At 52.8% G+C, this 25,107-nt stretch carries 22 protein-coding genes and 1 pseudogene; 12 read left to right on the forward strand and 11 right to left on the reverse strand.

From position 1 onward, the window contains the following. The 5 genes from EDI29_RS09155 to EDI29_RS09175 all read left to right on the forward strand — a co-directional run bounded on the left by EDI29_RS09155 (position 1) and on the right by EDI29_RS09175 (position 4,870). Positions 1-435 (forward strand): DUF1249 family protein, encoded by a 435-nt coding sequence (locus tag EDI29_RS09155; RefSeq protein ID WP_069704158.1) that lies wholly within the window; start codon positions 1-3, stop codon positions 433-435. A gap of 107 nt (positions 436-542) precedes the next feature. Then, positions 543-1,370 (forward strand): 3',5'-cyclic-AMP phosphodiesterase, encoded by an 828-nt coding sequence (cpdA, locus tag EDI29_RS09160; RefSeq protein ID WP_137740644.1) that lies wholly within the window; start codon positions 543-545, stop codon positions 1,368-1,370. Then, positions 1,370-1,951, forward strand: coding sequence for an esterase YqiA (gene yqiA, locus EDI29_RS09165; protein WP_010297435.1), 582 nt, complete (start codon positions 1,370-1,372; stop codon positions 1,949-1,951). Before cpdA ends, yqiA begins: the two co-directional genes overlap by 1 nt. A gap of 84 nt (positions 1,952-2,035) precedes the next feature. Further along, a complete protein-coding gene (gene parE / locus EDI29_RS09170) occupies positions 2,036-3,931 on the forward strand; it encodes a DNA topoisomerase IV subunit B (protein WP_137740645.1) in 1,896 nt (631 codons plus the stop codon). 42 nt (positions 3,932-3,973) lie between these two features. After that, a complete protein-coding gene (locus tag EDI29_RS09175) occupies positions 3,974-4,870 on the forward strand; it encodes a LysR family transcriptional regulator (RefSeq protein WP_137740646.1) in 897 nt (298 codons plus the stop codon). 40 nt (positions 4,871-4,910) lie between these two features. Here the strand turns inward: EDI29_RS09175 and EDI29_RS09180 are convergent, their stop codons facing one another. The 8 genes and pseudogenes from EDI29_RS09180 to EDI29_RS09215 all read right to left on the reverse strand — a co-directional run bounded on the left by EDI29_RS09180 (position 4,911) and on the right by EDI29_RS09215 (position 13,868). After that, entirely contained in the window at positions 4,911-5,492 is a 582-nt protein-coding gene (locus tag EDI29_RS09180; protein ID WP_137740647.1) for an NAD(P)H-dependent oxidoreductase, read from the reverse strand. A gap of 202 nt (positions 5,493-5,694) precedes the next feature. Next, on the reverse strand, positions 5,695-6,558 hold the full coding sequence (locus tag EDI29_RS09185; protein ID WP_137740648.1) for a ketose-bisphosphate aldolase: 864 nt from the start codon (positions 6,556-6,558) through the stop codon (positions 5,695-5,697). A gap of 88 nt (positions 6,559-6,646) precedes the next feature. Next, complete coding sequence (locus EDI29_RS09190) at positions 6,647-7,498, reverse strand: class II fructose-bisphosphate aldolase (RefSeq protein WP_137740649.1); 852 nt, start codon at positions 7,496-7,498, stop codon at positions 6,647-6,649. Positions 7,499-7,509: 11 nt separating this feature from the next. Further along, complete coding sequence (locus tag EDI29_RS09195) at positions 7,510-8,601, reverse strand: PTS fructose transporter subunit IIC (RefSeq protein WP_010280227.1); 1,092 nt, start codon at positions 8,599-8,601, stop codon at positions 7,510-7,512. Between the two features lie 25 nt (positions 8,602-8,626). Further along, a complete protein-coding gene (locus tag EDI29_RS09200) occupies positions 8,627-8,941 on the reverse strand; it encodes a PTS fructose transporter subunit IIB (RefSeq protein WP_010297459.1) in 315 nt (104 codons plus the stop codon). 13 nt (positions 8,942-8,954) lie between these two features. Then, a complete protein-coding gene (locus EDI29_RS09205) occupies positions 8,955-9,434 on the reverse strand; it encodes a PTS sugar transporter subunit IIA (RefSeq protein WP_137740650.1) in 480 nt (159 codons plus the stop codon). Positions 9,435-9,481: 47 nt separating this feature from the next. Beyond that, positions 9,482-11,029, reverse strand: a pseudogene (locus EDI29_RS09210) (BglG family transcription antiterminator). A gap of 436 nt (positions 11,030-11,465) precedes the next feature. Continuing rightward, a complete protein-coding gene (locus tag EDI29_RS09215; protein WP_137740651.1) occupies positions 11,466-13,868 on the reverse strand; it encodes a TonB-dependent receptor domain-containing protein in 2,403 nt (800 codons plus the stop codon). 251 nt (positions 13,869-14,119) lie between these two features. On the opposite strand from EDI29_RS09215, the gene EDI29_RS09220 reads away from it, so the two are divergent. The 7 genes from EDI29_RS09220 to EDI29_RS09250 all read left to right on the forward strand — a co-directional run bounded on the left by EDI29_RS09220 (position 14,120) and on the right by EDI29_RS09250 (position 21,608). Next, entirely contained in the window at positions 14,120-14,455 is a 336-nt protein-coding gene (locus tag EDI29_RS09220; RefSeq protein ID WP_137740652.1) for a DUF2314 domain-containing protein, read from the forward strand. A 49-nt stretch (positions 14,456-14,504) separates the two neighbouring features. Continuing rightward, positions 14,505-15,155: a hypothetical protein gene (locus tag EDI29_RS09225; RefSeq protein ID WP_137740653.1), complete on the forward strand. Its 651-nt coding sequence runs from the start codon at positions 14,505-14,507 to the stop codon at positions 15,153-15,155. Positions 15,156-15,188: 33 nt separating this feature from the next. Continuing rightward, positions 15,189-15,692 (forward strand): SUKH-3 domain-containing protein, encoded by a 504-nt coding sequence (locus tag EDI29_RS09230; protein ID WP_137740654.1) that lies wholly within the window; start codon positions 15,189-15,191, stop codon positions 15,690-15,692. A gap of 189 nt (positions 15,693-15,881) precedes the next feature. Next, entirely contained in the window at positions 15,882-18,152 is a 2,271-nt protein-coding gene (gene parC / locus EDI29_RS09235; protein WP_137740655.1) for a DNA topoisomerase IV subunit A, read from the forward strand. A gap of 148 nt (positions 18,153-18,300) precedes the next feature. Then, positions 18,301-19,038, forward strand: a complete 738-nt coding sequence (locus EDI29_RS09240; protein WP_137740656.1) for a 1-acylglycerol-3-phosphate O-acyltransferase — start codon at positions 18,301-18,303, stop codon at positions 19,036-19,038. A gap of 99 nt (positions 19,039-19,137) precedes the next feature. Further along, the gene (ftsP, locus tag EDI29_RS09245) at positions 19,138-20,553 is read left to right on the forward strand and encodes a cell division protein FtsP (protein ID WP_137740657.1); all 1,416 of its coding nucleotides are present in this window, start codon (positions 19,138-19,140) and stop codon (positions 20,551-20,553) included. 317 nt (positions 20,554-20,870) lie between these two features. Continuing rightward, positions 20,871-21,608, forward strand: a complete 738-nt coding sequence (locus tag EDI29_RS09250) for a GntR family transcriptional regulator (protein ID WP_137740658.1) — start codon at positions 20,871-20,873, stop codon at positions 21,606-21,608. 42 nt (positions 21,609-21,650) lie between these two features. Here EDI29_RS09250 and dkgA read toward each other — a convergent pair whose 3' ends face one another. The 3 genes from dkgA to EDI29_RS09265 all read right to left on the reverse strand — a co-directional run bounded on the left by dkgA (position 21,651) and on the right by EDI29_RS09265 (position 24,904). Further along, complete coding sequence (dkgA, locus tag EDI29_RS09255) at positions 21,651-22,478, reverse strand: 2,5-didehydrogluconate reductase DkgA (RefSeq protein WP_137740659.1); 828 nt, start codon at positions 22,476-22,478, stop codon at positions 21,651-21,653. A gap of 518 nt (positions 22,479-22,996) precedes the next feature. After that, a complete protein-coding gene (gene yqhD / locus EDI29_RS09260; protein WP_137740660.1) occupies positions 22,997-24,160 on the reverse strand; it encodes an alcohol dehydrogenase in 1,164 nt (387 codons plus the stop codon). 3 nt (positions 24,161-24,163) lie between these two features. Beyond that, positions 24,164-24,904, reverse strand: coding sequence for an NADPH-dependent oxidoreductase (locus tag EDI29_RS09265; RefSeq protein WP_137740661.1), 741 nt, complete (start codon positions 24,902-24,904; stop codon positions 24,164-24,166). Positions 24,905-25,107: the final 203 nt, after the last annotated feature.

The following is a 25,107-nucleotide window of genomic DNA, read 5'->3' on the forward strand; positions in this document are numbered from 1 at the left end:
TTGATGAAACGTTATACCCCGGATTTCCCAGCCATGATGAGGCTATGTGAAACTAACTTCATGCAATTACGGCGTTTGCTGCCAAAAATTGATGAAGTTGGTGAAATCGCGGTTTATCACGTCAATAATGCGGTCTATCAACTGACGATTCTTGAATCTACTCGCTATACGTCATTGGTTGAGATTAAGCAGACGGCACCCGCTGTCAGCTATTGGAGTCTGCCAATGATGAGCGTTAGGCTGTATCATGATGCGTTGGTTGCGGAAGTGTGTGCCAGCCAGCAGATCTTTCGCTTCAAAGCACGTTATGATTATCCTAATAAGAAGTTACACCAACGTGACGAAAAGCATCAAATTAATCAGTTTCTTGCTGATTGGCTAAAATATTGTTTGGCGTATGGTTCGATGTCGATACCGGTTTTTGATACCCAATAGATTTCAACGCGCAGGAAAGTGGTCGTCGAGCCACCAAGGGAAACCAACGTGCTCTGCGATTTGAAAGATGACGGGTAGAGACAGATTTACGTAACCAAGGACACCATTTGGAAAGCCTGTTGACACTGCCTGTGGCGAGTGGCGCCAGAGTCAGGATTTTACAAATAACAGATACCCATCTTTTTGCGGGCGAGCATGAAACCTTGCTGGGTATCAACACCTATCGTAGCTATCACGCCGTGCTGAATGCCATCAAGGTTCAGCAGGATGCGTTTGATTTGATTGTGGCGACGGGCGATTTGGCGCAGGATCATACGCTGCAAGCCTATCACCATTTCTCGCGCGGGATTGCACAGATCCCAGCCCCTTGCGTGTGGCTTCCGGGTAACCACGATTTCCAACCCGCGATGGTCGATGCGCTGGCTGACGCCGGTATCGCGCCGTCCAAGCATGTACTGCTGGGCGACAAATGGCAGATCATCCTATTGGACAGCCAAGTGTTCGGCGTACCGCACGGTGAGTTGAGTGAATACCAGCTTGAATGGCTGGAGCGTAGCCTGAAAAATCAGCCCGACCGCTTTACGCTACTGCTGCTGCACCACCATCCGCATCCTTCCGGCTGTACCTGGCTCGATCAACACAGCCTGCGCAACGCCCATAATCTGTCTGCGGTACTGGATCGCTATCCGAAGGTGAACACCGTGCTGTGTGGGCATATTCATCAGGAGATGGATTGTGACTGGCATGGCCGACGTTTGCTGGCCACGCCATCGACCTGCGTGCAGTTCAAACCGCACTGTACCAATTTCACTATTGATGATGTGGCACCGGGATGGCGCTATTTGGATCTGCTGCCGGATGGTCGTCTGGAAACTGAAGTCTATCGCCTGTCGGGCAGCGAATTCCTGCCTGATATGGATTCGGACGGTTACTAATGCCTACGCTTCTTTATCTTCATGGCTTCAACAGTACGCCACAGTCGGCGAAAGCCACTGCGTTGAAAACGTGGCTGGCAGAGCAGCATCCTGAAATTGACATGGTGATTCCACAGCTTCCGCCTTATCCGGCGGAAGCCGCCGAGATGATGGAATCGTTGATTATGGAGCGGGCGGGTCGTCCGGTGGGCATTGTTGGTTCTTCCCTCGGTGGTTACTATGCCACTTGGCTATCCCAGTGTTTTATGCTGCCTGCCGTGGTGGTGAACCCTGCGGTGAAGCCGTTTGAACTGTTGCTGGACCATCTGGGGGAATACCAGAACCCCTACACCGGCGAACAATATGTGCTAGAGTCTCGGCACGTGTACGATCTGAAGGTCATGCAGGTTGACCGACTGGAATCGCCAGATTTGCTCTGGCTGCTGTTGCAGACGGGGGATGAGGTTCTGGACTATCGTCAGGCAGTCGCGTATTACACGGCCTGCCGTCAAACTGTGGAGTCAGGGGGCAATCATGCCTTTGTTGGATTTGAGCACTTTTTCACACCGATTGTGAATTTTTTAGGGCTCACGACAGACTGAACCGCCGCATATGCATTGAAAAACGAATCGCCGAAAGCGGTTCGTTAAACACCATTCACTGAACTCAAAGAATTAACGCAAACTATGGCTCAATCAAGTTATAACGCTGATGCGATTGAAGTACTCAGCGGACTGGAACCGGTGCGCCGTCGTCCGGGAATGTACACCGATACCACGCGTCCTAACCATCTGGGACAAGAGGTCATAGATAACAGCGTTGATGAAGCGCTGGCGGGCCATGCGCGCCGTATTGATGTGATTCTGCACGCCGATCAGTCGTTGGAAGTCATTGATGATGGCCGTGGGATGCCGGTGGATATCCACCCGGAAGAGGGCGTGCCCGCCGTTGAGCTGATCCTGTGTCGTCTGCATGCGGGCGGCAAATTTTCTGGTAAAAACTATCAGTTTTCGGGCGGTTTGCACGGCGTAGGGATTTCCGTGGTGAACGCCCTGTCTACCCGTGTTGAAGTCACCGTGCGTCGTGACGGCCAGGTGTATGACATCGCGTTTGAAAACGGCGATAAAGTGCAGGAACTCACCGTAACGGGTACTTGTGGACGTCGTAACACCGGTACGCGTGTGCATTTCTGGCCGGATGAAAAATTCTTCGACAGCCCCCGTTTTTCCGTCTCCCGTTTGACGCACCTGCTGAAGGCCAAAGCGGTCTTATGCCCCGGTGTGGAAATCATCTTCAAAGATAAAGTTAATAATACCGAACAGCGTTGGTGCTATCAGGATGGTCTGAACGACTACCTGTGCGAGGCGGTGAATGGCCTGATCACGCTGCCAGAAAAACCGTTTCTGGGCTCGATTACCGGTGAGACTGAAGCCGTAGACTGGGCGCTGCTTTGGCTGCCGGAAGGCGGTGAACTGCTGACGGAAAGCTACGTCAACCTTATTCCAACGCCAATGGGCGGGACGCACGTGAACGGCTTGCGTCAGGGGCTGTTGGATGCGATGCGTGAATTCTGCGAATTCCGCAATATTCTGCCCCGTGGCGTGAAGCTGAGCGCAGATGATATCTGGGAACGCTGCGCTTACGTGCTGTCGGTAAAAATGCAGGAGCCGCAGTTTGCCGGGCAGACCAAAGAGCGTCTCTCTTCTCGTCAGTGTGCTGCGTTCGTGTCTGGCGTCGTGAAAGACGCATTCAGCCTGTGGCTGAATCAGAACGTGCAGGCTGCGGAACAGCTGGCTGAGCTAGCAATTTCCAGCGCTCAGCGCCGTATGCGTGCTGCCAAAAAAGTGGTGCGTAAAAAGCTGACTAGCGGGCCGGCGTTACCTGGCAAGCTGGCAGATTGTACCTCGCAGGATCTCAACCGGACGGAACTGTTCCTGGTGGAAGGGGATTCGGCAGGCGGATCGGCGAAACAGGCGCGCGAACGTGAATTCCAGGCGATCATGCCGCTGAAAGGTAAGATCCTGAATACCTGGGAAGTCTCCTCCGATGAAGTGCTGGCTTCGCAGGAAGTGCATGATATCTCAGTCGCGATCGGTATCGATCCCGATAGCACCGATCTCAGCCAACTGCGTTACGGTAAGATCTGTATTTTGGCGGATGCGGACTCCGATGGTTTGCACATCGCGACGCTGCTGTGCGCGCTGTTTGTCCGTCATTTCCGTGCGCTGGTTCAGGGCGGACACGTTTATGTTGCGATGCCGCCGTTGTACCGTATCGATCTGGGTAAAGAAGTTTACTACGCGCTGGACGAAGAAGAAAAAGCGGGCGTGCTGGAACAGCTTAAGCGCAAGAGAGGCAAGCCTAACGTACAGCGCTTTAAAGGTCTGGGTGAAATGAATCCGTTGCAGCTGCGTGAAACTACGCTGGACCCGAACACTCGCCGTCTGGTGCAGTTGACCATCAACGACGAGGATATGGATCAGACGATGGCGATGATGGATATGCTGCTGGCGAAAAAACGCTCGGAAGATCGTCGTAACTGGCTGCAAGAGAAAGGCGACAAGGCGGAGATCGAAGTATAACGCCTTGCTCAGATACCTCATCGACGGCAGGTATATTCGCTTATGAAAGTCACGCTTGAGGAACTTCAGGCTTTTGTCGTTGTGATCGAAACTGGCTCGATCACGGCGGCAGCGGAACAGCTTGGGCAAACCACATCGGGGATCAGCCGGGCGTTGCGGCGTCTGGAGGACAAACTGGGTACGACCTTGCTGCATCGTACTACGCGACGTCTCTCGCTTTCCGAGGAAGGCGTGATGTTCCTTGAGCACGCTCGTGGCGTTATTCACGCGGTGGAACATGCTGAAGAGCAGGTGTTGCTGCGTCACGAGCAGCCGAGCGGGCGGTTGCGGATCAACTCGGCTTCAGCGTTTATACAGCATGTGATTGTACCTCTGGTGCCGGAATTTCGCCGCCGCTATCCAAAAATCATTCTTGAACTCAACACTGACGATTTCATTATCGATCTGCTGGAACAGCATATCGATATCGCCATTCGCATTGGTACACTTAAAGACTCCACTATTCATGCGCGGCCGCTCGGCTCAAGCAAACTGCGTATTGTCGCCAGCCCTGAATATCTACAACAGCACGGTACACCCACGACGGTCGAGTCACTCGCTGACCATCTTTGCCTGGGGTTTACTCAGGTAGAGTCGCTGAACCACTGGCCGCTGCGGCATGGGGTGCAGGACTTTTATCCCATTACGCCAGCGCTGTTGGCATCAAATGGTGAGATATTGCGCCAGCTTGCGCTACGAGGCGAAGGGATTGTGCGTATGTCTAACTTCCTGATTCGGGATGATTTGGCGGCGGGGCGACTGGTGCCGATCCTTATCGAAGAAACGGTGGAAGCCAGTTTGCCGGTTTATGCGGTGTATTATCGCAATAGCCAACTGGCGGCACGCATTAGCTGTTTTCTCGATTTTATGAGCGAGAAGCTCACGGAAAACCCGCTGTGAAGCGTGATTCACAGCGGTACAGAAGCGCGTAAATCACCGATTAGGCAAAGAGTTTGTCCAGATGCTGGCGGTAGTTTGCAAGATAAGCAGGGACGTCCGGTGCTTTTATTACATCATTGCAGATGAAGGTTGGCAGCGGGGATAGCCCGATAAACTGGTTCGCTTTGTGGAACGGCAGATAAACCCCGTCCACCCCGACACCGTGGAAGAACTGATCGGGATCGTCAAAGGCTTCCAGCGGCGCATTCCACGTCAGAGAGAGCATGTATTTCCGCCCCTGTAAAAGTCCACCTGAACCGTATTTCTTGCTGGCATCCGAACGGCTGCGGCCATCGCTGGCGTACAGTGAACCGTGACCGGCGGTAAACACGTCATCGATGTATTTCTTCAAGATCCACGGTGTATCCATCCACCAACCCGGCATCTGATAAATGATGGTATCGGCCCACAGGTAGTTCTGAATTTCCTGCTCAATATCATAGCCGTTGTCCACGACCGTCACGCGGACGTCGTGACCTTTATCACGCAGAAAACTGGCCGCGACATCGGTAAGGGTATGGTTCAATTCGCCTTTGGAATGGGCGAACGATTTGCCCGCGTTAATCAGCAATATGTTCTGCATAGGTCTGTTCTCGAATAGGTTATCAACGAAGAGGTTGGGCGTAGTCTAGGGGAGGGATCGGGGAAGAAAAATGGGCGGTCGTGCATAACACTGTTGACGGAATATCAACAATCGGGAACGGAAGGGTGTTTTATTGAAATAATGTAGTCTGAGGAAAAGGCAAGAGAATCCTCCCTTGCCTTGTTCAGATCGTGTGGCGTATCTATCGATATAAACGGGCTTTTCCCGTTGAGCCGAAGAGCGCCATTTTATAGCGAATCACCTCTTTTGCCGCCTTAATCGGTTCTGGGTAGATGGCATTAGGGTCCCACCAGGTTTCACGACTGAGGATTTCTCGCGCTTTCTGGAAATAGGCGAATTTCATGTCGCTGGAGATGTTGATTTTGCCCACGCCAAGCGTCACCGCTTCGGCAATTTCGGCGTCCGGGTTGGCGGAACCGCCATGCAGGACGAGCGGAATCGACACCCGCTGCGAAATATCCCGCAGGATATGCATTTGCAGCTCTGGCTTCAGGTCTTTGGGGTAAATACCGTGTGCCGTGCCGATAGCGACGGCTAACGTATCAACGCCCGTCCGGTTGACGAAATCTTCCGCCTGTTCGGGGTCGGTGTAGATCACTTTGCTGACGCCGCCTTCTATCGTGGTGCCAGTGTCACCAATCGTGCCTAATTCCCCCTCTACGGAAACGCCCACGGCATGTGCCAGTTTTACCACTTCAGTGGTGAGCGCCACATTCTCCTCATAGGGCAGCAGCGAACCGTCGATCATCACGGAGGTAAATCCGCACTGAATGGCTCGCAGAACGTGTGCGATCGAGGCGCCATGATCGAGGTGGATGACAAACGGCACCGGACTACGCAGCGTTCTTTCTCGCACATAGGCGAAGAACGCATCGGTAACGAATTCCAGCTCACTCGGATGAATAGAGATAATGGCGGGGGTATTCGTGGCTTCGGCTTCTTCTACTACGGCGCGGATAAAGCAGCTATCGGCCACGTTAAACGCGCCAATAGCGAAACGGTGTTCACGCGTGGGCTTAAGGATATCAGTCATTGAAATCAACATGATGTGTCTCTCCTGTGTCGGATAAAGGGCAAAGCATTCCTGTACCAGTGGAAAACCACTGATGCGAAAGTGGGTAAAGGACGAACGGTCAGGCTTTGTGGGCTGAACCTGACCAACCAAGATAATCGACGACCACGTCGCGGCAGGCGGATTCCATCGTCGCCAGCAGGTCGGACAGTTCCATCGTTGGGTGCTCATGCAGTGCCTGCTGCAACGCGGTTTTTCCTGCTTCAAAGACGGCCGCGCCGACATTGATTTTGGCGACGCCGTGACGGCTGACGCGGCGAATGTCGTCGGCCTTGGTGCCGCTGCCGCCATGTAATGCCAGTGGCACCGTTGATTCCTGATTCAGGGCTTCAAGACGCTCAAAATCAATCCGTGGCGTCACCCCGGCAGGGTAAATACCGTGGGCGGTGCCGACCGACACGGCAAGCAGGTCGATGCCGGTTTGGCGGATGAAAGGAATGACGTCTTCCACCTGCGTCATTTTCACCGTGGCATCCTCAATGTCGTAGACGGGCGCATCGGCGATATGCCCAAGCTCACCTTCCACGCAGACGCCTGCGGTCGCAGCGATGGTCACCACCTGCTGGGTGCGCTGGATGTTTTCCGCCAGCGGGTGGCTGGAGGCATCAATCATCAGTCCGGTAAAACCGGCGCGGAACGCCTGCCCAATCAGGCTGAATGCCGTACCGTGATCCAGACTGAGCGCCACAGGAACGGTGGCCTGCTCAGCTAGCGCCTTGACCAGCGGCAGCGCGAGATGCGGTGGAAAGTGTGCACTGTGTCCTTGGTACACATTCAGGATCAGCGGTGCACGCTGTTGCTCGGCGGCGGCAATAGCCGCACGAGCGGTCTCCAGGTTGAAACAGTTGATGGCGAGCACGGCATACTGCTGTTGATACGCGTCATCAATGAGGGTTTTCATGGCGGCATACATGGAGGCTCCTGTTATTCGAGAGTGAATTTAATGTCTTCGTCACGCACGCTGCTGTCGTCAACGTCGTCGAACTCTTCATCAGCCTGCGTGACGCGTTTCTTAATCAGCGACAGCATCACGCCACAGATGACCGTGCCGATACCGAGTGCCAGACAGAACATCAGCGGCTTGGTAAACAGCGGGACCACAAACATGCCGCCGTGTGGCACGGGGGCCTCCACACCCCAGACCATGATGAGTCCGCCCGCGATAGCGGAGGCGACGACGCAGCTGGCAACGACTCTGAACAAATCGCGCGCGGCAATCGGGATCACCCCTTCGGTAATCATGCAGATCCCCATCGGGAAGGCGGCTTTCAGCGCCTCTTTTTCAGCGCGGGTGTATTTGTAGCGGGTCAGCAGGAAGGACAGCGTGATGCCGAAGGGCGGAATCATTGAACCAACAAATTTGACGGCCTCCGGCCCGTAAATCCCATCGACCAGCATGCCGTCTGCGAAGAGAGACATTGTCTTGTTTACCGGTCCGCCGAAATCGAAGGTTGCCATCGCCCCCAAAATCGCCCCCATCAGGAATTTCGAGCCGCCCTGCATGGATTCCAGCAGATGAATCAGCGCTTTTTGCAGCCAGACGATGGGCTGGCCGATAAACGTCATCATCAGCAGCCCGGCGATAATGGTGCTGAGCAGCGGCAGGATCATGACGGGCATCAGCCCCTGCATCGAGGTGGGCAGCTTGATGTAGCGACGCAGCAGCAGCACGGTGTAGCCGACTAAAAAGCCGCCGAGAATACCGCCGATAAACCCGGTTTGAATCTGGCCGCAGATGAATCCCACAATCAGGCCGGGTGCGAAGCCGGGGCGGTCGGCAATGGAGTAAGCAATAGCGGCGCTGATGAGCGGAACAATTAGCCCCATCCCCCAACCGCCGATCTGATTAAGCATCCACGCAATACTGCCAGTTTGCTTGCCGACATCCGGGCCGCCGATAACCTGACCGAGGGCAATACAGATCCCGGCGGCGACAATCAGTGGGATCATCCAGGAAATACCGGTAAGAAGATGCCGTTTTATTTCCTGTCCAACGGTGATTTTTCTGGTGTTCATAATGATTACCCCGAAATGGATATATTCAGGCACCCGCTAAAGAACTAGCGACTTTTTCCAGAAACTTGATGGGAGATTTAATAACGACCTCCGTTTTTACCCGAACAATAGGCTTACCTTTAAACCGCTCTTCGCCTGTTATTTTGATATCGATAGCCAGAATAACGACATCGGCTGCGGCTATTTCATCAGGCGTTAATTCATTCTCTGTACCAATGGTGCCTTGGGTTTCCACTTTGATGGCGTAATTTAAGGCATTGGCGCCTTTAATGAGTTTCTCGCGTGCGATATAGGTATGCGCAATGCCTGCCGTGCAGGCGGCAACACAAACAATATTCATTTTGAGCCTCGTCTTATGTCGGAGTGACGGGAGCTGTTTCTGCATACTGACTAAACAGCCGAATAATTTTATGGGGATCGGATTCGTCCAGCAGTTGAGCAATCACCTCATCATCGGCCAGCGCACTGGCAACCTGAGACAGCAGGCGAATGTGTGTCGTGTTCTGATCTTCCAGACGCACGGCAAAAAGAATAATGCAGCGGACCTGACTGCCGTCCAGCGTTTCCCACGGAATATCCTGATGGGTGCGGCCAATCGCGAGCGTGGTCTGTTTTACGGCGGAGGATTTCCCATGAGGGATCGCAATATGGTTTTCAAAACCGGTCGATCCTTCCGCTTCGCGTAACCAGACATCGTGAATAAAATCCTGTTTATTAGTAATAGCGCCATCGGCATACAGCAGATCGGTTAATTCATTAATGGCTTCACCTTTATTGGTCGCAGACATCGTTAGCTTTACGCGATTAGCATTCAGTATTTTATTGATATCCATTGATCACACCTCATCTATAAATGTTAAAAGTAACGTTCGGCCAATAATCAGTGGGGGACGGCCTGATGTAGTTGACTCGCTATAACTTTTTCGGTAACGCGTTTAATGTCATCGTCATTAAAAAAGGCGGAAACATAGACGACAGGAATGTGTTGTTCTTCCAGATGAATCGTGGAAATAATCAGTTCAATATCTTCCTGTTGGCAAAATATCTGCATATTACTGGCCGAGATAACGCCAACAATAATCCAGTCAGGGAACGCGCGCAGAATACGGTTTTTCAACAGGTGTGACGTTCCTACGCCGCTGGAACACACCACCAGAATACGTTTATGGGCAATTTGGCGTTCCAGCGCGGCTTGAAAATGAATGGTCAGATAGCCGATTTCATCCTCAGCGACCGGTTTTAATTGGAACCGCTGACAGACTTCGCTTATTGCCTGCTGAGTCATTTCATAAATATCGATAAATTCGCTTTTAATATCGTCTAATAACGGATTGCGAATGTGTATTTGATACTTGAGTCGGTTAAGCAACGGCTTGATATGAATAAGCAACCCTTCCTGTAATAACTTATCCGTTCGCAGGTCGATATTGATTAAATCAGAAAATATCTGCGTCAATGCTCGCGTAATTTTACGTGATTAACCGTTAGAGAATTGATAGCGAAGCCGTTGGTTATCCGCACGTTCCTCCATCACGATGCCTGAGGAAATAATATATTGGTAAATAAACCAGACTTCATCAGAAGGTAGCGTGCTCTCGACGCGTTGTTCTATTTGGCTCACCATATTTTTAGCGATGGAGAATATGCGATTATCCACCTGCTGATGAACCGATTCTTCTGCCATCATTAACGCTTTTCCCTGCGCAATGCGATGCATCATAATTAAGGTATGCGTGAAAATATTGATGTAATAAGGTTCGCCGAGCGGATAAGAAAGCTGTCTTTCCATGCCCTGTAACAGCGATTCGACGAAGGACACGTCTGCTTCACCGAAATAGGTAATCAGCGCTTTATAGCTGCCGGGGTCGAGACGAGAGTGGTTAAGCGGGCCGGGTTCTTTATGGTGCATGACATCATTAATGAGCGAGGCCATTGCCTGACGTACCTGATTTTCACTGCCTTCAATGTGCGTGCCGCTCTGGCTGCGTACCAGCGTCAGCCCCAGTGGATGTAGCCAGCTTTCGATGATTTTCAGGTCGTTAACGATAGAGGCGCTGCTGATAAAATAGCGTTCTGACAGCTTGCTGATAGAGGTCTCATGGGGCGTGTCGCTTAACAGCTGCGAGGCAATTTTGACGCGACGTGCATTGTTGATCAGCGCATCGGTATCCCCGTCGTCCACAACAATTTGCTGTTCCAGCAATGTGAGGTGCCGTTCGTCATCCGTGGTTAACATGATTCCCGCACCGACCTTTTTGTCTGGATAAATATTCCAGACAGAAAGGAAGGCTTCGACAAATTGCATATCACGATAGACGGTTTTTTCCGACACATCGAGGTACTGTGCAATATCTTTAACCGTTACATATCCCTGGTGTTGTAACAGATATTTCAATAAACGGTTCTGGCGGGAGGTGAGTGGCTGCATCATATTACCCTCATTCGTATTTAGATTTTCTGATGCTTATCGAATTGATGATTTTTTCTAAATAATTCCCTGTTTTATTTTCTCTATTGGTTTATTTAAATAGGATGCTGTAGTGATTAATCTAGTCGCGATAGCCGATAGGGACAATACTAAATGCTGTCCGCTGAATAGGACAAAATTAAAACGTAGCGCGGAATGAATATTAATTGAGACCGCGATCACGTTATAGCGTGAGTTCAGTCAGGCATGATTATCGGCATAGTCATTATTTAATGCTGTGAAAATAACGATGTTGGCGTAATTAAACGTAATGCGGCGGGATAAGCGTGTCGAGGAAAATAAAAAGGCAAGAAAGTCGTGGTGTGCATTCTTGCCTGAGTGGTGGCGATGCCTGAATGAGGCATCGCCTTTTTTATTGAATCGTGAGTGATGCGGATTAGAAATCTACATTCACACCCAGTTGGAAGGAACGGCCAGGCTGCACGGAGAGTGCGCGGTCATACTGTCCCTGCCGATCGTTGGTTTCAATCTGGCGACTGCTGAGATAATCCCAATATTTACGGTCAGTCAGGTTATACACGCCACCGTTAACTTTCACATTCTTGCTGATGCGATAGTAGGCCGTCAGGTCAACCATGCCATAGCCGGGAATCCGCATATACTCTGTGTTAGACGTGGGGATCGCATTACCCGCATTGGTATAGCTTTCACGGCTGGTATCTTTCGCCTGTTTCCCTTTCTGGAAGGTGGAGGTCAGCGCGGCACCGTAGCGTTGGGAAGGATCGTCATAGGCGATACCTACCACGGCTTTCATCGGGGCAACGCTGTCGAGGTCGACATAGCGGTCGCCGAGGTAGCGGGATTGCGATTGGCCTTTAGTGTAGCCAAAGGCCAGCGTGGTGCTGAGCCCATCAACCGCCGGGAACCAGGTGCCTAGCTGTATTTTGCTGCTGACTTCGCCGCCGTAGATATAAGCCTTATCGCGGTTTTCTGCTTGGAATATCGTATGGATATTACTTGGCACATTGGTAAATTTATCGGGGTTAGCGCTACGACGGTAGCGGGTATTGGCGATAAAATTCTTATACGTGTTGTAGAACAGCGCGGTACGGAAGGTGACTCCCTCCGTCGCTTCACCTTTTAAGCCCCATTCGACGTTGTTGCTGGTTTCCGTTTTGAGGTCGCTATTACCGATAAAGGCATATTGGAACGGTCCGGCATAGTTGGCGTCAAGGTTGGTGCTGCCATAAAGCTGGCTGGCATCCGGGAACTGCGCGCCGCGACGGTACTGCAAATAGGTTGTCAGCGTCGGGGTGATGTCATAGAGGAAGCTTAGAGACGGCAGGACTTGCGTATCGCTGTTGGCTTTGCCGTACAGTCTGTTGACATCGGATTCACTGATGACACTGCCGTCACCACTCAGGCGAACCGTATTGGTCGGTTTGGTACGCTGATGAATGGCACGCACGGCAGGAACAACCGAGAAGGCGTGTCCCGCCAGATCCCACGTAACGGTATCCTGCACAAAGCCGCCAACGGTATAGCTGTTGCTATCGGCTTCCGGCTGCATGATGTTATTCGCACCCGTTTGGTTAGGCGATTGCCTGAACGGACGCTCCGTTTTGCTTTGGCTGGCGTTTAGACCCCAACTGAATTCGTGGCGATCCCAGTTTTTCACCATATGGGTATCAAAGCCGTAGGTGGTGACGTTGTAGTCAGAATAGACCCGGTGGCTATCTGCCGCCGCCATCCCGGTGGTTGCTGGTAGCCAGGTGTTGTCGTGTGATTCGCTGTTTTGGAAGTAAATGCGGCTATCAACCAAATCAACCAGCGTGTTGTTGACGGGCGTCCAGCGATCTTTCAGGCTGGCGGTCCAGCGGCGTGTCTCGCTGCTCTGTTGCGCCGTGCCGTAAATGGTGTTGTTGCCGCTTGGCAGACTACCCCAGTAGTCATAATGGGTATGATTGGTTTTATGGTAATAATCCAGCGTACCAGTGAGCTGATGTTCGTCGTTGGCCTGCCAAATACCGGACGCCAAAATGGCGTTAGAGTGCCAGTTGGCAGGGTAAGCGGCGATCTCGTCGCTGTTATTACGCGTTTGCTGGCCGTCGCGGCGGCTGAGCACGACAATGCCGCGCAGTTCGTCATCACCGCCTGCGGCGGTGATGCCATTATGCCAACCATGGTTGGCGGAATCGTAGTCACTCTGGAAACCAAAGTAGTCCTGCTTGCCCGCTTTCAGGTAATTATCGGCAGATTTTGGTCGAAAGGAGACGCTGCCTCCGAGTGCGTTGACAGTATTTTCTGCTGAAGTGACGCCTGACTCAATATCGACGCGGCTGTACAGGTAAGGATCGATATAGTCGCGCCCCATACCGAACGTATTGAATCCGGCACGGCTGGCGTAGCTACGGCCTGTGGCATTGGGCAGGGCGATACCATCGGTATCGATCGCCACACGGTTGCTTTCAATGCCGCGAATGTTGTAGCCCGTGTAACCGCCGCGGTCAAAGCCGCTTTTCCCTGTATTGCTGCCGCCGCTGGAACCTGTTGCGCTCACCAGAGGTTGATAACGCATGATGGTGCCAAAATTGTTGCCGCCTTCTTTTTGCATGTCTGCGGCTGTTAGCGTCGTACTTGAACCCGCTTTTTTCTCGATTTTCGGCGAGTTGACTACCATCACGTCGTCGGTCTGTCCCGTTTTTGCCGCCGAACTGTCTGGATTCTTCCCGCTGAGTGCGTTGTAGCCCGTGGTGCTATCCGCTGCCATGCTGTTCAGCGCGACGCCAGTCAAGATGCCGGTGAGAAGAATTTTATTTAAATTCTTGTTAATTAACATAATGATACTCTGCTATAAGGGTTGTTCTGGCCAGCGGCGTTGGGGAAACATGGCGTGCTGGTAGCTAACGTCTGCAAAGGAAATGCAAGACGTCGAATAACATTAATTATCATGTGGAAATGATAATTATTATCAATATGCTAAGCATTATCATTTGTTGTTGCAATGATGATGAATAATTCTTAATGAAACGGTATGTGTGTTATCAATACTGACGCGACGGTATATGCGTGATGTATCAATGAGGTGTAATGAAACTGCCGACGTATGAAACCGATCGCTACGAGCTGGACGATGGCGAAGCGCTTAACCGCGAGTACCCGGACTCATTCTGGATTCCAGACAACGCGGTGCGTGAATCATTAGCACCCGGCGATTTTGTTAAGTTGATCTTCCGTATGGAAAAAACCGCAGGCGCGGATGAGCTGGCGGTGGAAAGGATGTGGGTCAGAGTGACGAAAAAGCATCACGCGTTTTACGAAGGTGTTTTAGATAATGACCCGAAGGGAAGTGACTGCGTGCGGTGCGGCCAGCGTGTGATGTTTCAGGCTCGTCACGTGATTGGCATTTATGGAAAAGATGGCTAGCCGCGTTGCTATCCGTGCGCTGTTCTGATGGTTGATAGGGTATTTGTCGATGAAGATTGCTGCACTTAGGTCGAAGGCTCGGCGTAACACGCTGGAAGTAGAGCATATTCTTGCGGCGGCGAAAGCGCGCTTGCCGGGGTTACGCGATGAGCTTAATCGGCTATCCGCTGAGTTTAACTGGTCTCACTCACCGTACTTGCCCGACGGCACACACGTTGTTCCGTTAGCGAAATGGGCTGAAATTGCAGGCGCTTATGCTGAGGAAGGGATTGAAGCACTCGGCGTGTTGGCGGCTGAACCAGACAGTGCCGCGTATGTGATTGGCCTACTGGAAGAGCTTCGGTCTCATGCCGCAGTGGATGCGCTGATCGCTTTCTTTCCCGCAGTCATGCAGGCTCCTGAACAGGCACCCGACACGGCGTGGCGCCTTACCACGGCCTATAACTTACTCCTGAGCATCAAAGGCGGCGTTGTGGCGACCAATGAGCAGGCAACCGCCGTTCGCACTTTCCTGATGCGGCTGTTACCGCTGGCGACGACGGAACATCACACCTTACTGATATTCTGTGCGCTGCGTGGCGTGGGCGATGCTTCCTCTCTGGATCTGCTGGTAAACCAGAACGATCTGACTCCGCCCAATGACACGATAAGGATGAGCGCAATACGCGCTATCCGTCAGCGGTTGCGAAATACATGCTGACCTTTTTTAGCTGCCACCGCGAGATGACTAACGATGCCGATTGAAATACCCGAATCCGTTCTTCCGCTTTTTCTGGCGGCAGGCTGGCCGCGTGCTGAAGCACAATCAATTCCGCCGTTTGTGCCGGAGAATCACCCGGCCTTCGCTATCCTGCACGCGTTCAGTGGGCTGACGGTCGGGCAGTGCGGTGCAGGGGAAGCGTGTGCCAGCGGCGACATCGTTTTTGGCGGCAGCGAAGATTTGCAGGAAGATGAAACGCTGCTCGAGTGGCAAGGTATTCTGAACTCGACGTTGATTCTCGTTGGTGAAACCCATCATTCTCACGCTGCCTTGCTGATGGATAGCGCAGGTGCCTGCTACGGGATGAGCTTTATCCATGAGGCATTCTGGTTTGAAGGGGCGTCTTTTGGTGCCGCCGTTGAACGCATTCTGTTGGGCCGCAAGGGGCAACCGATGCTGCGACCTGATCAGTCGTCGATATCCGTATATGGCGAGACGATTACCGCCGATCATCCGAGTGTTCATCGCTACCGCTAGCCGCCTGCTCCGGTAGCCGTCGGATTCACATCAGTCATTATCGGCGTGGAGCCGCGACACGGTTCTCTGCGAGATTGTTCCCTGTGACATCACCTCATCAGATAAGGTACTATTCCCGCCAAACATACCGCCGCTATGGCGTGCCGGAAAGCGTAACCATCGCGCCGCGATGTGAGGGAAGTGAGATAAATGAGTGAAATGGCTCATGACGGCGCAGAAAGCCTTGCGCTGCGCACGTTTACCGAAAATGCATATCTGAATTATTCCATGTACGTCATCATGGACAGGGCATTGCCGTTCATTGGCGATGGCCTGAAACCTGTGCAGCGTCGCATTGTGTATGCGATGTCCGAGCTGGGACTGAATTCCAGCGCCAAATTTAAAAAATCCGCCCGTACCGTGGGTGACGTGCTGGGTAAATACCACCCGCACGGCGACAGCGCCTGTTATGAAGCGATGGTGCTGATGGCGCAGCCGTTCTCTTACCGCTATCCGCTGGTGGATGGTCAGGGAAACTGGGGGGCACCGGACGATCCGAAATCGTTCGCCGCCATGCGTTATACCGAATCGCGGTTGTCCAAATACGCGGAAGTGCTGCTGTCAGAGTTAGGGCAGGGCACGGTCGATTACACCCCGAATTTTGATGGCACGATGCAAGAGCCGAAGATGCTGCCTGCGCGTCTGCCTAATATTCTGCTGAACGGCACCACCGGGATCGCCGTCGGGATGGCAACGGATATTCCGCCGCACAACGTGCGTGAAGTCGCTGCGGCAGCCGTCATGCTGCTGGAAAACCCGAAGGCTTCGCTGGACGATTTGCTCCAGCATGTTCAGGGGCCAGATTTCCCGACGGAAGCCGAAATCATTACGCCACGCGATGAAGTGCGCAAACTCTACCAGAATGGCCGTGGTTCAGTGCGTATGCGTGCGGTCTGGAAGAAAGAAGACGGCGATGTCGTCATTACCGCACTGCCACATCAGGTTTCCGGCGCCAAAGTGCTGGAGCAGATCGCCAGCCAGATGCGTGCGAAGAAGCTGCCGATGGTGGAAGACCTGCGCGATGAATCCGATCACGAGAATCCAACTCGTTTGGTGCTGGTGCCACGCTCGAACCGTATCGATATGGACCAGGTGATGAACCACCTGTTCGCCACGACCGATCTGGAAAAGAGTTATCGCGTTAACATGAACATGATCGGTCTGGATGGTCGTCCTAGCGTGAAAGGGCTGGTCGAGATCCTGAGCGAATGGCTGGTCTTCCGTCGTGACACCGTGTGCCGCCGTCTGAACTACCGTCTGGAAAAAGTGCTCAAGCGCCTGCATATCCTTGAAGGCTTGCTGATTGCGTTCCTGAACATTGATGAAGTGATTCATATCATCCGCACGGAAGACGAGCCGAAGCCCGTTCTGATGCGCCAGTTCAGCCTGAGTGAAACACAGGCTGAAGCGATCCTGGAGCTGAAATTACGTCACTTGGCCAAGCTGGAAGAGATGAAAATCCGCGGTGAGCAGGATGATTTGGCAAAAGAGCGCGATCAGCTTCAAGCGCTGCTGGCATCCGATCGTAAGCTCAGCAATCTGATTAAGAAAGAGATTCAGGCGGATGCGCAAGCCTACGGTGACGATCGTCGTTCGCCGCTGCATGAGCGCAGTGAATCAAAAGCGATGAGCGAGCACGACTTTGTGCCGTCAGAACCCGTTACCATTGTGCTATCGGAAATGGGCTGGGTGCGCAGTGCCAAAGGACATGACATCGATCCTACTGGGCTGAGCTATAAAGCGGGCGACAGCTTCCGCGCCGTGGCGAAAGGCAAGAGCAATCAACCCGTGGTGTTTATTGACTCCACTGGCCGTAGCTACGCGCTGGACCCGATCACGCTGCCTTCTGCACGCGGTCAGGGCGAGCCGCTAACGGGCAAACTTACGCCGCCGCCGGGCGCGACGATTGAACAGGTGCTGATGGCCGCAGACGATCAGCCGTTGCTGATGGCGTCGGACGCGGGCTATGGATTTGTCTGTACCTTCAACGATCTGGTCGCACGTAACCGCGCAGGTAAAGCGATTATTACGCTGCCGGATAATGCGAAGGCGCTGACACCGATCGAGATCAAAGGCGACGATAACCTGCTGATGGCGATCACCGCCGCAGGCAGAATGCTGCTGTTCCCTGTCTCTGATTTGCCACAGTTGTCGAAAGGGAAGGGCAACAAGATTGTGTCCATCTCTTCTGCTGATTTTGCGGAAGGCAAAGACCGCCTGACCTGGCTGTATCTGCTGCCACCACAGGCTTCCGTCACGCTGTATTTCGGTAAGCGTAAGCTGTTGCTGCGTCCAAACGAGCTTCAGAAGTATCAGGGCGAGCGTGGACGGAAAGGTACGTTACTGCGTGGGCTGCAACGCATCGATCGGATTGAGGTGGATGCGCCGCCGCAGGCTGATACTGGCAGCAGCGAAGAATAACGCCTCCCTATTGTCATTGTGCATGTAGAAAGGCGGTGTTTACCGCCTTTCTTTGGTTTCCGGTTGCTATCCCGCAGCAAATTGAATCACCGTGTGTTTTCGCGCGGAATCGCTATACTAGCGGCGGCTGTTGGCTAATGAGGTTGCTATGTTATCCATTTTGCGTTTTTTTGTTGTTGTCATATTTTCGATCTTGATCTGTATTTTTGGCTTGTTTTACTGTCTGTTCAGCCCTCGAAATCCCCGTCATGTGGCAACTTTCGGTCGTCTTTTTGGCCGTTTGTCCGTCGTGTTTGGCCTGAAAGTAGAAATGCGGATACCGGAAGAAGCGGCGCATTATGGCAATTGCATCTATATCGCGAATCATCAGAATAATTACGATATGGTGACGGTTTCCAGCGCGGTTCAGCCTCGTACCGTTACCGTCGGTAAAAAAAGTCTGCTGTGGATTCCGTTCTTCGGACCGCTGTACTGGTTGACGGGTAATTTGCTGATTGATCGTGAAAATCGCGCCAAAGCGCATGGCACCATCGCTCAGGTCGTGAAGCATATTAAAGAGCGTAATACCTCTATCTGGATGTTCCCTGAAGGGACACGCAGCCGTGGACGTGGCTTGATGCCATTCAAGACCGGTGCCTTTCATGCCGCGATTAGCGCAGAAGTGCCGATTGTGCCGATTTGTGTTTCTACCACCAGCAATAAGGTGAAACTGAACCGCTGGAATAACGGCCTCGTTATCGTAGAAATGTTGCCACCGATTGATACCCGTGCGTACACCAAAGATCAGGTCCGTGAACTGGCGACACATTGCCATGATGTGATGGCGGCCAAGATTGCGGCGCTGGATGCGGAAGTGGCGGCGCGCGAAGCCGCAAATAAAAAATAACTTTCCCCTCGGGTTACGCGATTATTTCTTCCGATTGTCTATTCAAGAACGAATCGGAAGTTAAACTTTGCTTACGGTTAATGGATTTACGGAGTCATTATGTCACTCAGCCGACGTCAGTTTATTCAGGCATCGGGCCTTGCGTTATGTGCGGGTATGACGCCACTAGCAGCGAAAGCTAGTGGGAATCCCACCGCATTGCCGATACCGCCATTACTGGAGTCGCGCCGAGGCCAGCCTCTTTTTCTGACGATGCAGCGTGCTCATTGGGCATTTTCTGGCGATCGTAAGACGTCCATTTGGGGAATTAACGGCCGTTATTTAGGGCCGACGGTGCGAGTCTATGACGGCGATGACGTTAAGCTGATCTACAGCAACCGTCTGAATGAGCCTGTCGCGATGACGATTGGCGGGTTGCAGGTGCCAGGGCCGCTGATGGGTGGTGCTGCCCGCATTATTTCTCCAGGAACCGACTGGTCACCGGTATTGCCCGTTCGTCAGCCAGCGGCGACCTGCTGGTATCATGCGAATACGCCGAATCGCATGGCACCCCATATTTATAATGGATTGGCAGGGCTGTGGCTGGTGGAAGACAGCACCAGCAAATCTTTGCCGCTACCTAATCACTACGGTGTCGATGATTTCCCATTGATTATTCAGGATAAACGACTGGATAACTTTGGTGTCCCTCTCTACAACCCGCCTTCTAACGGTGGGTTCGTCGGTGACTCGCTGTTAGTTAATGGCGTGCAAAACCCCTTTGTTGAAGTTTCTCGCGGCTGGGTTCGCCTGAGATTGTTGAACGCGTCGAACTCCCGGCGTTACGTAATGCGGCTCAGTGATGGCCGAGCGATGCATGTGATCGCCAGCGATCAAGGGCTATTACCGGCACCAATGGCGGTGAACCAACTGTCGCTCGCGCCTGGAGAACGACGCGAAATACTGGTCGATATGTCGCAAGGCGAAGAGGTCACGCTGACGGCAGGTGAGTCGGCTGGGATTATGGATCGCCTGCGCGGCTTGTTCGAGCCTTCCAGCATCCTGATTTCTACCCAAATTGTTACGCTTAAACCGACGGGGCTGTTGCCATTAGTCACGGACAACCTGCCGATGCGTTTGCTGGCCGACAACATCATTGAAGGCAGCATCAGCCGCACGCGTGAGTTCCGTCTGGGTGACAGTCTGCCTGGTATCAACGGTGCGATGTGGGACATGACGCGTGCTGATGTGCAAACTCAGCTTGGCCGCTGTGAACGCTGGATTATCCACGCCGATACGCCGCAGGCATTCCATATTCAGGGCGTTAAGTTTCTGGTGCGCAGCGCGAATGGTCGCCCACCCGCGGTGGAAGACAGCGGCTGGAAAGATACGGTATGGGTGGATAACGATGTCGAACTGCTGGTGTATTTCATGCAGCCTTCCTCAATGGCGTTCCCTTTCCTCTATTACAGCCAGACGCTGGAATTGGCCGATCGCGGCTCGACGGGACAGCTTATCGTACAGACGGCGATGTGAGTTTCTATTCTGCCAACAATCCTTCGCCGTTACGGACGTAACGGCACTATCTCCCGCCCTCGTTTGTTTCTTAATGTGATCCACTTCTATTCAGACACAGCAAAATTAAAGATACGGACCTGTGCGGACGATACCTTATAGAGTGATGTCGCTCTGCACTAAGGGAATATTTCGGATACTGGGTTTAATGAGTCATAAAAATATTTTTTATTACAACAAATTCAGAATCAGAGTATTTCGTGGCGTCCTGGAATCAGGTTCACTTCTGTTTTAACTCATACGTAGCCAGAATGCTGCGTTATTGAAAAGGCCGTACTATGCGGGAATTACTGCTTTGGGTCAGGGATCAGCTTGCTGTGGCGTCGTCGGCACCCCGCTATATGCAGCTTGCGTCGTTGCTTGAATCAGAAATCGGCCGCCGGAAGACGTTATCAGGCCAGTTCTTACCTGCGGAAAGATTGATTGCGCAACAGTTGGGATTATCGAGAGTAACGGTTTCCCGATCTTTGTCGTTACTGGAAGAGAAGGGGCTGATTGTTCGCCAGCAGGGGGTTGGGACTCGCGTTGCCCAACGGCTTAATTATGCGTTGAGTACTGAAGACGAAGGGTTCACCGCACTGGTCCTGAAACAAGGCGGTGTTGCCGGCAGCCTCTGGCTGGAGAAGGTAATACAGGTTCCACCTGCTACTGTTGCTGCAAAAATGTCTCAGCCGGAAGAGGAAGCCGTCACCTACCTGCGACGCGTCCGGCTCAGCAATGGCGAACCTGTCTCGCTGGAAACGACCTGGATACCGCAAAAATTCCTACCCAACCCGGAAGCGCTTGAGCAGTCCCTCTATCAATATTGGGTGGCGCGTGGGATCACACCGGATAAAAAACGCTATCGTTTTAAAGCAATGTCCTGTGCAGAAGAGATTGCCGAACGCCTTGGTATCGTAGCGGGGGCACCCGTGCTGTATTGCCAACTGCATGTTTACAACGAACAGGGTGAACTGCTGGAATACAGCGAGGCACATTGCCGTAGCGATGTGTATGAGATTCAGTTTGCTGATTAAAGAAAAAATGCCAGCAGGGGGAATGCTGGCATCAAAGGCGGGTTAGTCGTTTCTCGGTTCGTCAGGATCTGAACCCAGGCGTTTTCCGCTGTCCAGCTTGGCAATTTCACCCAGCTCGTCTTTATCCAGACGGAAATCGAACACCTCGAAGTTTTCCTTGATACGTGCAGGTGTCACTGATTTAGGGATCACCACCAACCCGCTGTCCAGATGCCAGCGGATCACGATCTGTGCCGGTGTTTTCCCGTATTTCATCGCCAGTTTGCGGATAATCGGGTGATCAAAGACCCCTTCGCCACCCTGCGCCAGCGGGCTCCAGGATTCAGTCTGAATATGGTGTGTGGCATTCCAGGCGTGGAGCTGTTTTTGCTGAAGAAGCGGGTGCAGTTCGACCTGATCGATGACAGGCAAGACGCCCGTTTCTTCTTTTAACCGCTGTAAGTGGTGGATATGGAAATTACTGACGCCGATACTTTTCGCCAGACCTTGTTCCTGAAGCTTGATGAGCCCGCGCCAGGCATCTACAAAGGTATTCTGTTGCGGTAATGGCCAGTGAATCAGGTAGAGATCGACGTAGTCTAACCGAAGCTTCCGCAGACTCTCTTCCAGCGCCTGTTGGGGATCGGTGTGATCGCCATTCCAGAGTTTGGTGGTGATGAACACCTCTTCACGCGGTAGATTTGCGGAACTCAGCGCCTGACCGACCGCTTCCTCGTTCTTATAAATCGCGGCGGTATCGATCGCTCGATAACCGATGGACAAGGCTTCAGTCACGGCGATCACCGTGTCCTCACTGCTTGCTCGCCAGACCCCAAGGCCCAACTGGGGCATGATATTGCCGTCCGCCAGCTTAACTTTCGGTTGCGTCATCTCATTCTCCTTTTATATCCGTTAATCCATAAACGTATCATAGGGTTAACTGGATGGGCGACCTGTTCATATCACGGACATAGCGGAACGTGATCCCTAGCAGGAACAGGCATATGATTTCATTCTAGTAGAAAAATGCATCAGTTATACGTTGCCTGATGATAAAGGGAGCCGATTGACTTAATGCCGATCGTTTAAGCATCGAGATACACGGGGCGACCACAGGGGTGAGGCGTCCCTGCGGGAACCTCCCCTTGTGTTTCCCCTGATAACGGGCTTAAGTGACCAATATTAGCCGAGCGGCTCCCTTTAACAGACACAGCATTGAGGGTATATACTCGTCATACTTCAAGTTGCATGTGCGTTGGCTGCGTTCACTCACCCGAATCACTTACTTGAGTAAGCTCATCGGGATTCCCTCGCTTGCCGCCTTCCTGAAACTTGAATTATTTAGAGTATCGATATGGTTAAACGATAGCGTTTTCTCCTGTCACTCGAAGGATTGGGATTAGAGGGGCTTAACGCGCTGCCTCATAAATCTTCTGGCTTTCTTCCAGCGTGATGTCACGATGCTCGCCTAGGGCAGTCAGGCCGTGCTCGCTGAGTTTGGCGACCAGCGTTGGAATGGCGCTGCCATCCAACTGATAGTCCGACATGCGGGTCGGCACGCCCATTTTCTCGAAGAAGTCACGTGTGGCGGCAATCGCGCCGTCGATGCGCTGATCTTCGCTACCGTCACGCAGGTTCCAGACGCGCTCGGCGTATTGCAGCAGTTTGTCGCGCTTCTGGGCTTTTCTTGCCGTCAGCATGGCGGGGAGGACGATAGCCAGCGTCTGGGCATGGTCAAGACCGTGCAGCGCCGTTAATTCGTGTCCCAGCATGTGGGTTGACCAGTCCTGCGGCACGCCTGCGCCAATCAGGCCGTTCAACGCCATGGTGGCGCTCCACATCACATTGGCTCTGACCTTGTAGTTTTCCGGTTCAGCCAGCGCGCGCGGACCTTCTTCAACCAGCGTCAGCAGCAACCCTTCCGCAAAACGATCCTGTACTTTGGCATCGACGGAATACGTCAGGTACTGCTCAACGGTGTGAACGAAGGCATCGACCACACCGTTCGCGATCTGGCGAGCGGGCAGGGTGTAGGTCACAACCGGGTCGAGCACCGCAAAAAGCGGCTGCGTGTGGCGTGAGCGGAAAGCGAGCTTATCGTTGGTTGATTTACGGGTGATGACCGCGCCGTTGTTGGATTCAGAACCGGTCGCAGGCAGGGTGAGCACGGCTGCCAGTGCGACGCCGCGATCGATTTCCGCGCCACCCGTTTGCAGAATATGCCACGGGTCTTGCGCCGCCTGATAGTCTGCGGCAGCCGCGATAAATTTCGTGCCATCGACGACAGAACCTCCGCCAACCGCCAGCAGGAAATCAATCTTCTCTGCACGAACGACCTCGACGGCTTTCATCAGCGTTTCATAAGTCGGGTTCGGTTCAATGCCGGAAAATTCGCGTACGTTGCGGCCTTCTAAGGCGCGATAGACCTGATCCAGCACGCCGTTGTGCTTCACGCTGCCGCCGCCGTAGGTGATGAGGATGCGAGCATCGGCAGGAATCTCTTTGCCTAATTCAGCAATCTGGCCTTCGCCAAACAGAATCTTGGTCGGGGTGTGGAGTGTGAAATTTAGCATAGGTTATTTCTCCAGTTTAAAGCCCTGTTGAAGGATTGCGGGTAAGACTTTCGGGAAGTAGATGTGTTGGTAGTAGCTGGCGGTGTTATCCCCCCAGTTATCGCCGTCTGCGCGGCCGGTTTGCTGCCAGTGTGTCACCAGCGTTTGGTTATATTGCTCAATCGCCGCAGGCAGAACGTCCTGATGATAGCTTTCATCATGGCGGAATGAATTCAGTGGCAGGCGCGGCTTCTGATGCGCCGGGGTGTCCACATAGCCGATAGCGACGCCTGCAACAGGGAACGTCAGTTCAGGAAGCTCCAGAAAGTCGATCATTGCCTGTGGTTCGCGACGAATACCGCCAATCGGGACGATACCCAGCCCAAATGAGCGGGCGGCGGCCATCAGCGTGCCAAGCGCGATGCCGACATCGGTTGTACCTGCGATCAGGCTTTCTATACTTTCATGCGCGTGTTGCTGCTTTCCGCTCATGGCAATCCCGACCTGCGTTTTGTGCATATCTAGCACTACGGTAATAAATACGGGAGCTTTGGCAATCCACGACTGGCCGCCAGCCAATTCGGCAATGCGTGCTTTGCGTTTCGGGTCGCGGGTGACGATGAGCGAGACCTGCTGAGAGTTTACGGATGTCGGTGCCAGATGGGCAGACTGAATAATGGCATCCAGCACGTCATCGGGAATCGCTTCATCAAGGTAGCTACGTTCACTGCGGTGTGAGGTGAACAGCTCAATCATTTTATTCATGTCTTTTCCCGTGGGATGAGGGGATGGCGGTATGCTCAATATTGTCATCAACCCACGTAAGACGTTCAATGCACATTTCTGTTTGGTTATTGCCTATTTCTCCAGAATGCAGGAGAAAAGGGTGATAATAATTCGCAGGTATGTCATTTTGTTTCTTCTGTCAGGAGAGAGGCTTCGGGCAGGAAAAAATAACGGTAGTGAGA

The organism is Pectobacterium polonicum (assembly GCF_005497185.1).
Lineage (GTDB): Bacteria > Pseudomonadota > Gammaproteobacteria > Enterobacterales > Enterobacteriaceae > Pectobacterium > Pectobacterium polonicum.

What these genes read in the sequence shown, in the direction of transcription:
- yqiA (WP_010297435.1), top strand. Translation starts at nt 1,370, where the DNA reads ATGCCTACGCTTCTTTATCTTCATGGCTTCAACAGTACGCCACAGTCG.
- parE (WP_137740645.1), top strand. Translation starts at nt 2,036, where the DNA reads ATGGCTCAATCAAGTTATAACGCTGATGCGATTGAAGTACTCAGCGGA.
- EDI29_RS09175 (WP_137740646.1), top strand. Translation starts at nt 3,974, where the DNA reads ATGAAAGTCACGCTTGAGGAACTTCAGGCTTTTGTCGTTGTGATCGAA.
- EDI29_RS09180 (WP_137740647.1), bottom strand. Translation starts at nt 5,492, where the DNA reads ATGCAGAACATATTGCTGATTAACGCGGGCAAATCGTTCGCCCATTCC.
- EDI29_RS09185 (WP_137740648.1), bottom strand. Translation starts at nt 6,558, where the DNA reads ATGTTGATTTCAATGACTGATATCCTTAAGCCCACGCGTGAACACCGT.
- EDI29_RS09190 (WP_137740649.1), bottom strand. Translation starts at nt 7,498, where the DNA reads ATGTATGCCGCCATGAAAACCCTCATTGATGACGCGTATCAACAGCAG.
- EDI29_RS09195 (WP_010280227.1), bottom strand. Translation starts at nt 8,601, where the DNA reads ATGAACACCAGAAAAATCACCGTTGGACAGGAAATAAAACGGCATCTT.
- EDI29_RS09200 (WP_010297459.1), bottom strand. Translation starts at nt 8,941, where the DNA reads ATGAATATTGTTTGTGTTGCCGCCTGCACGGCAGGCATTGCGCATACC.
- EDI29_RS09205 (WP_137740650.1), bottom strand. Translation starts at nt 9,434, where the DNA reads ATGGATATCAATAAAATACTGAATGCTAATCGCGTAAAGCTAACGATG.
- EDI29_RS09215 (WP_137740651.1), bottom strand. Translation starts at nt 13,868, where the DNA reads ATGTTAATTAACAAGAATTTAAATAAAATTCTTCTCACCGGCATCTTG.
- EDI29_RS09220 (WP_137740652.1), top strand. Translation starts at nt 14,120, where the DNA reads ATGAAACTGCCGACGTATGAAACCGATCGCTACGAGCTGGACGATGGC.
- EDI29_RS09225 (WP_137740653.1), top strand. Translation starts at nt 14,505, where the DNA reads ATGAAGATTGCTGCACTTAGGTCGAAGGCTCGGCGTAACACGCTGGAA.
- EDI29_RS09230 (WP_137740654.1), top strand. Translation starts at nt 15,189, where the DNA reads ATGCCGATTGAAATACCCGAATCCGTTCTTCCGCTTTTTCTGGCGGCA.
- parC (WP_137740655.1), top strand. Translation starts at nt 15,882, where the DNA reads ATGAGTGAAATGGCTCATGACGGCGCAGAAAGCCTTGCGCTGCGCACG.
- EDI29_RS09240 (WP_137740656.1), top strand. Translation starts at nt 18,301, where the DNA reads ATGTTATCCATTTTGCGTTTTTTTGTTGTTGTCATATTTTCGATCTTG.
- ftsP (WP_137740657.1), top strand. Translation starts at nt 19,138, where the DNA reads ATGTCACTCAGCCGACGTCAGTTTATTCAGGCATCGGGCCTTGCGTTA.
- EDI29_RS09250 (WP_137740658.1), top strand. Translation starts at nt 20,871, where the DNA reads ATGCGGGAATTACTGCTTTGGGTCAGGGATCAGCTTGCTGTGGCGTCG.
- dkgA (WP_137740659.1), bottom strand. Translation starts at nt 22,478, where the DNA reads ATGACGCAACCGAAAGTTAAGCTGGCGGACGGCAATATCATGCCCCAG.
- yqhD (WP_137740660.1), bottom strand. Translation starts at nt 24,160, where the DNA reads ATGCTAAATTTCACACTCCACACCCCGACCAAGATTCTGTTTGGCGAA.
- EDI29_RS09265 (WP_137740661.1), bottom strand. Translation starts at nt 24,904, where the DNA reads ATGAATAAAATGATTGAGCTGTTCACCTCACACCGCAGTGAACGTAGC.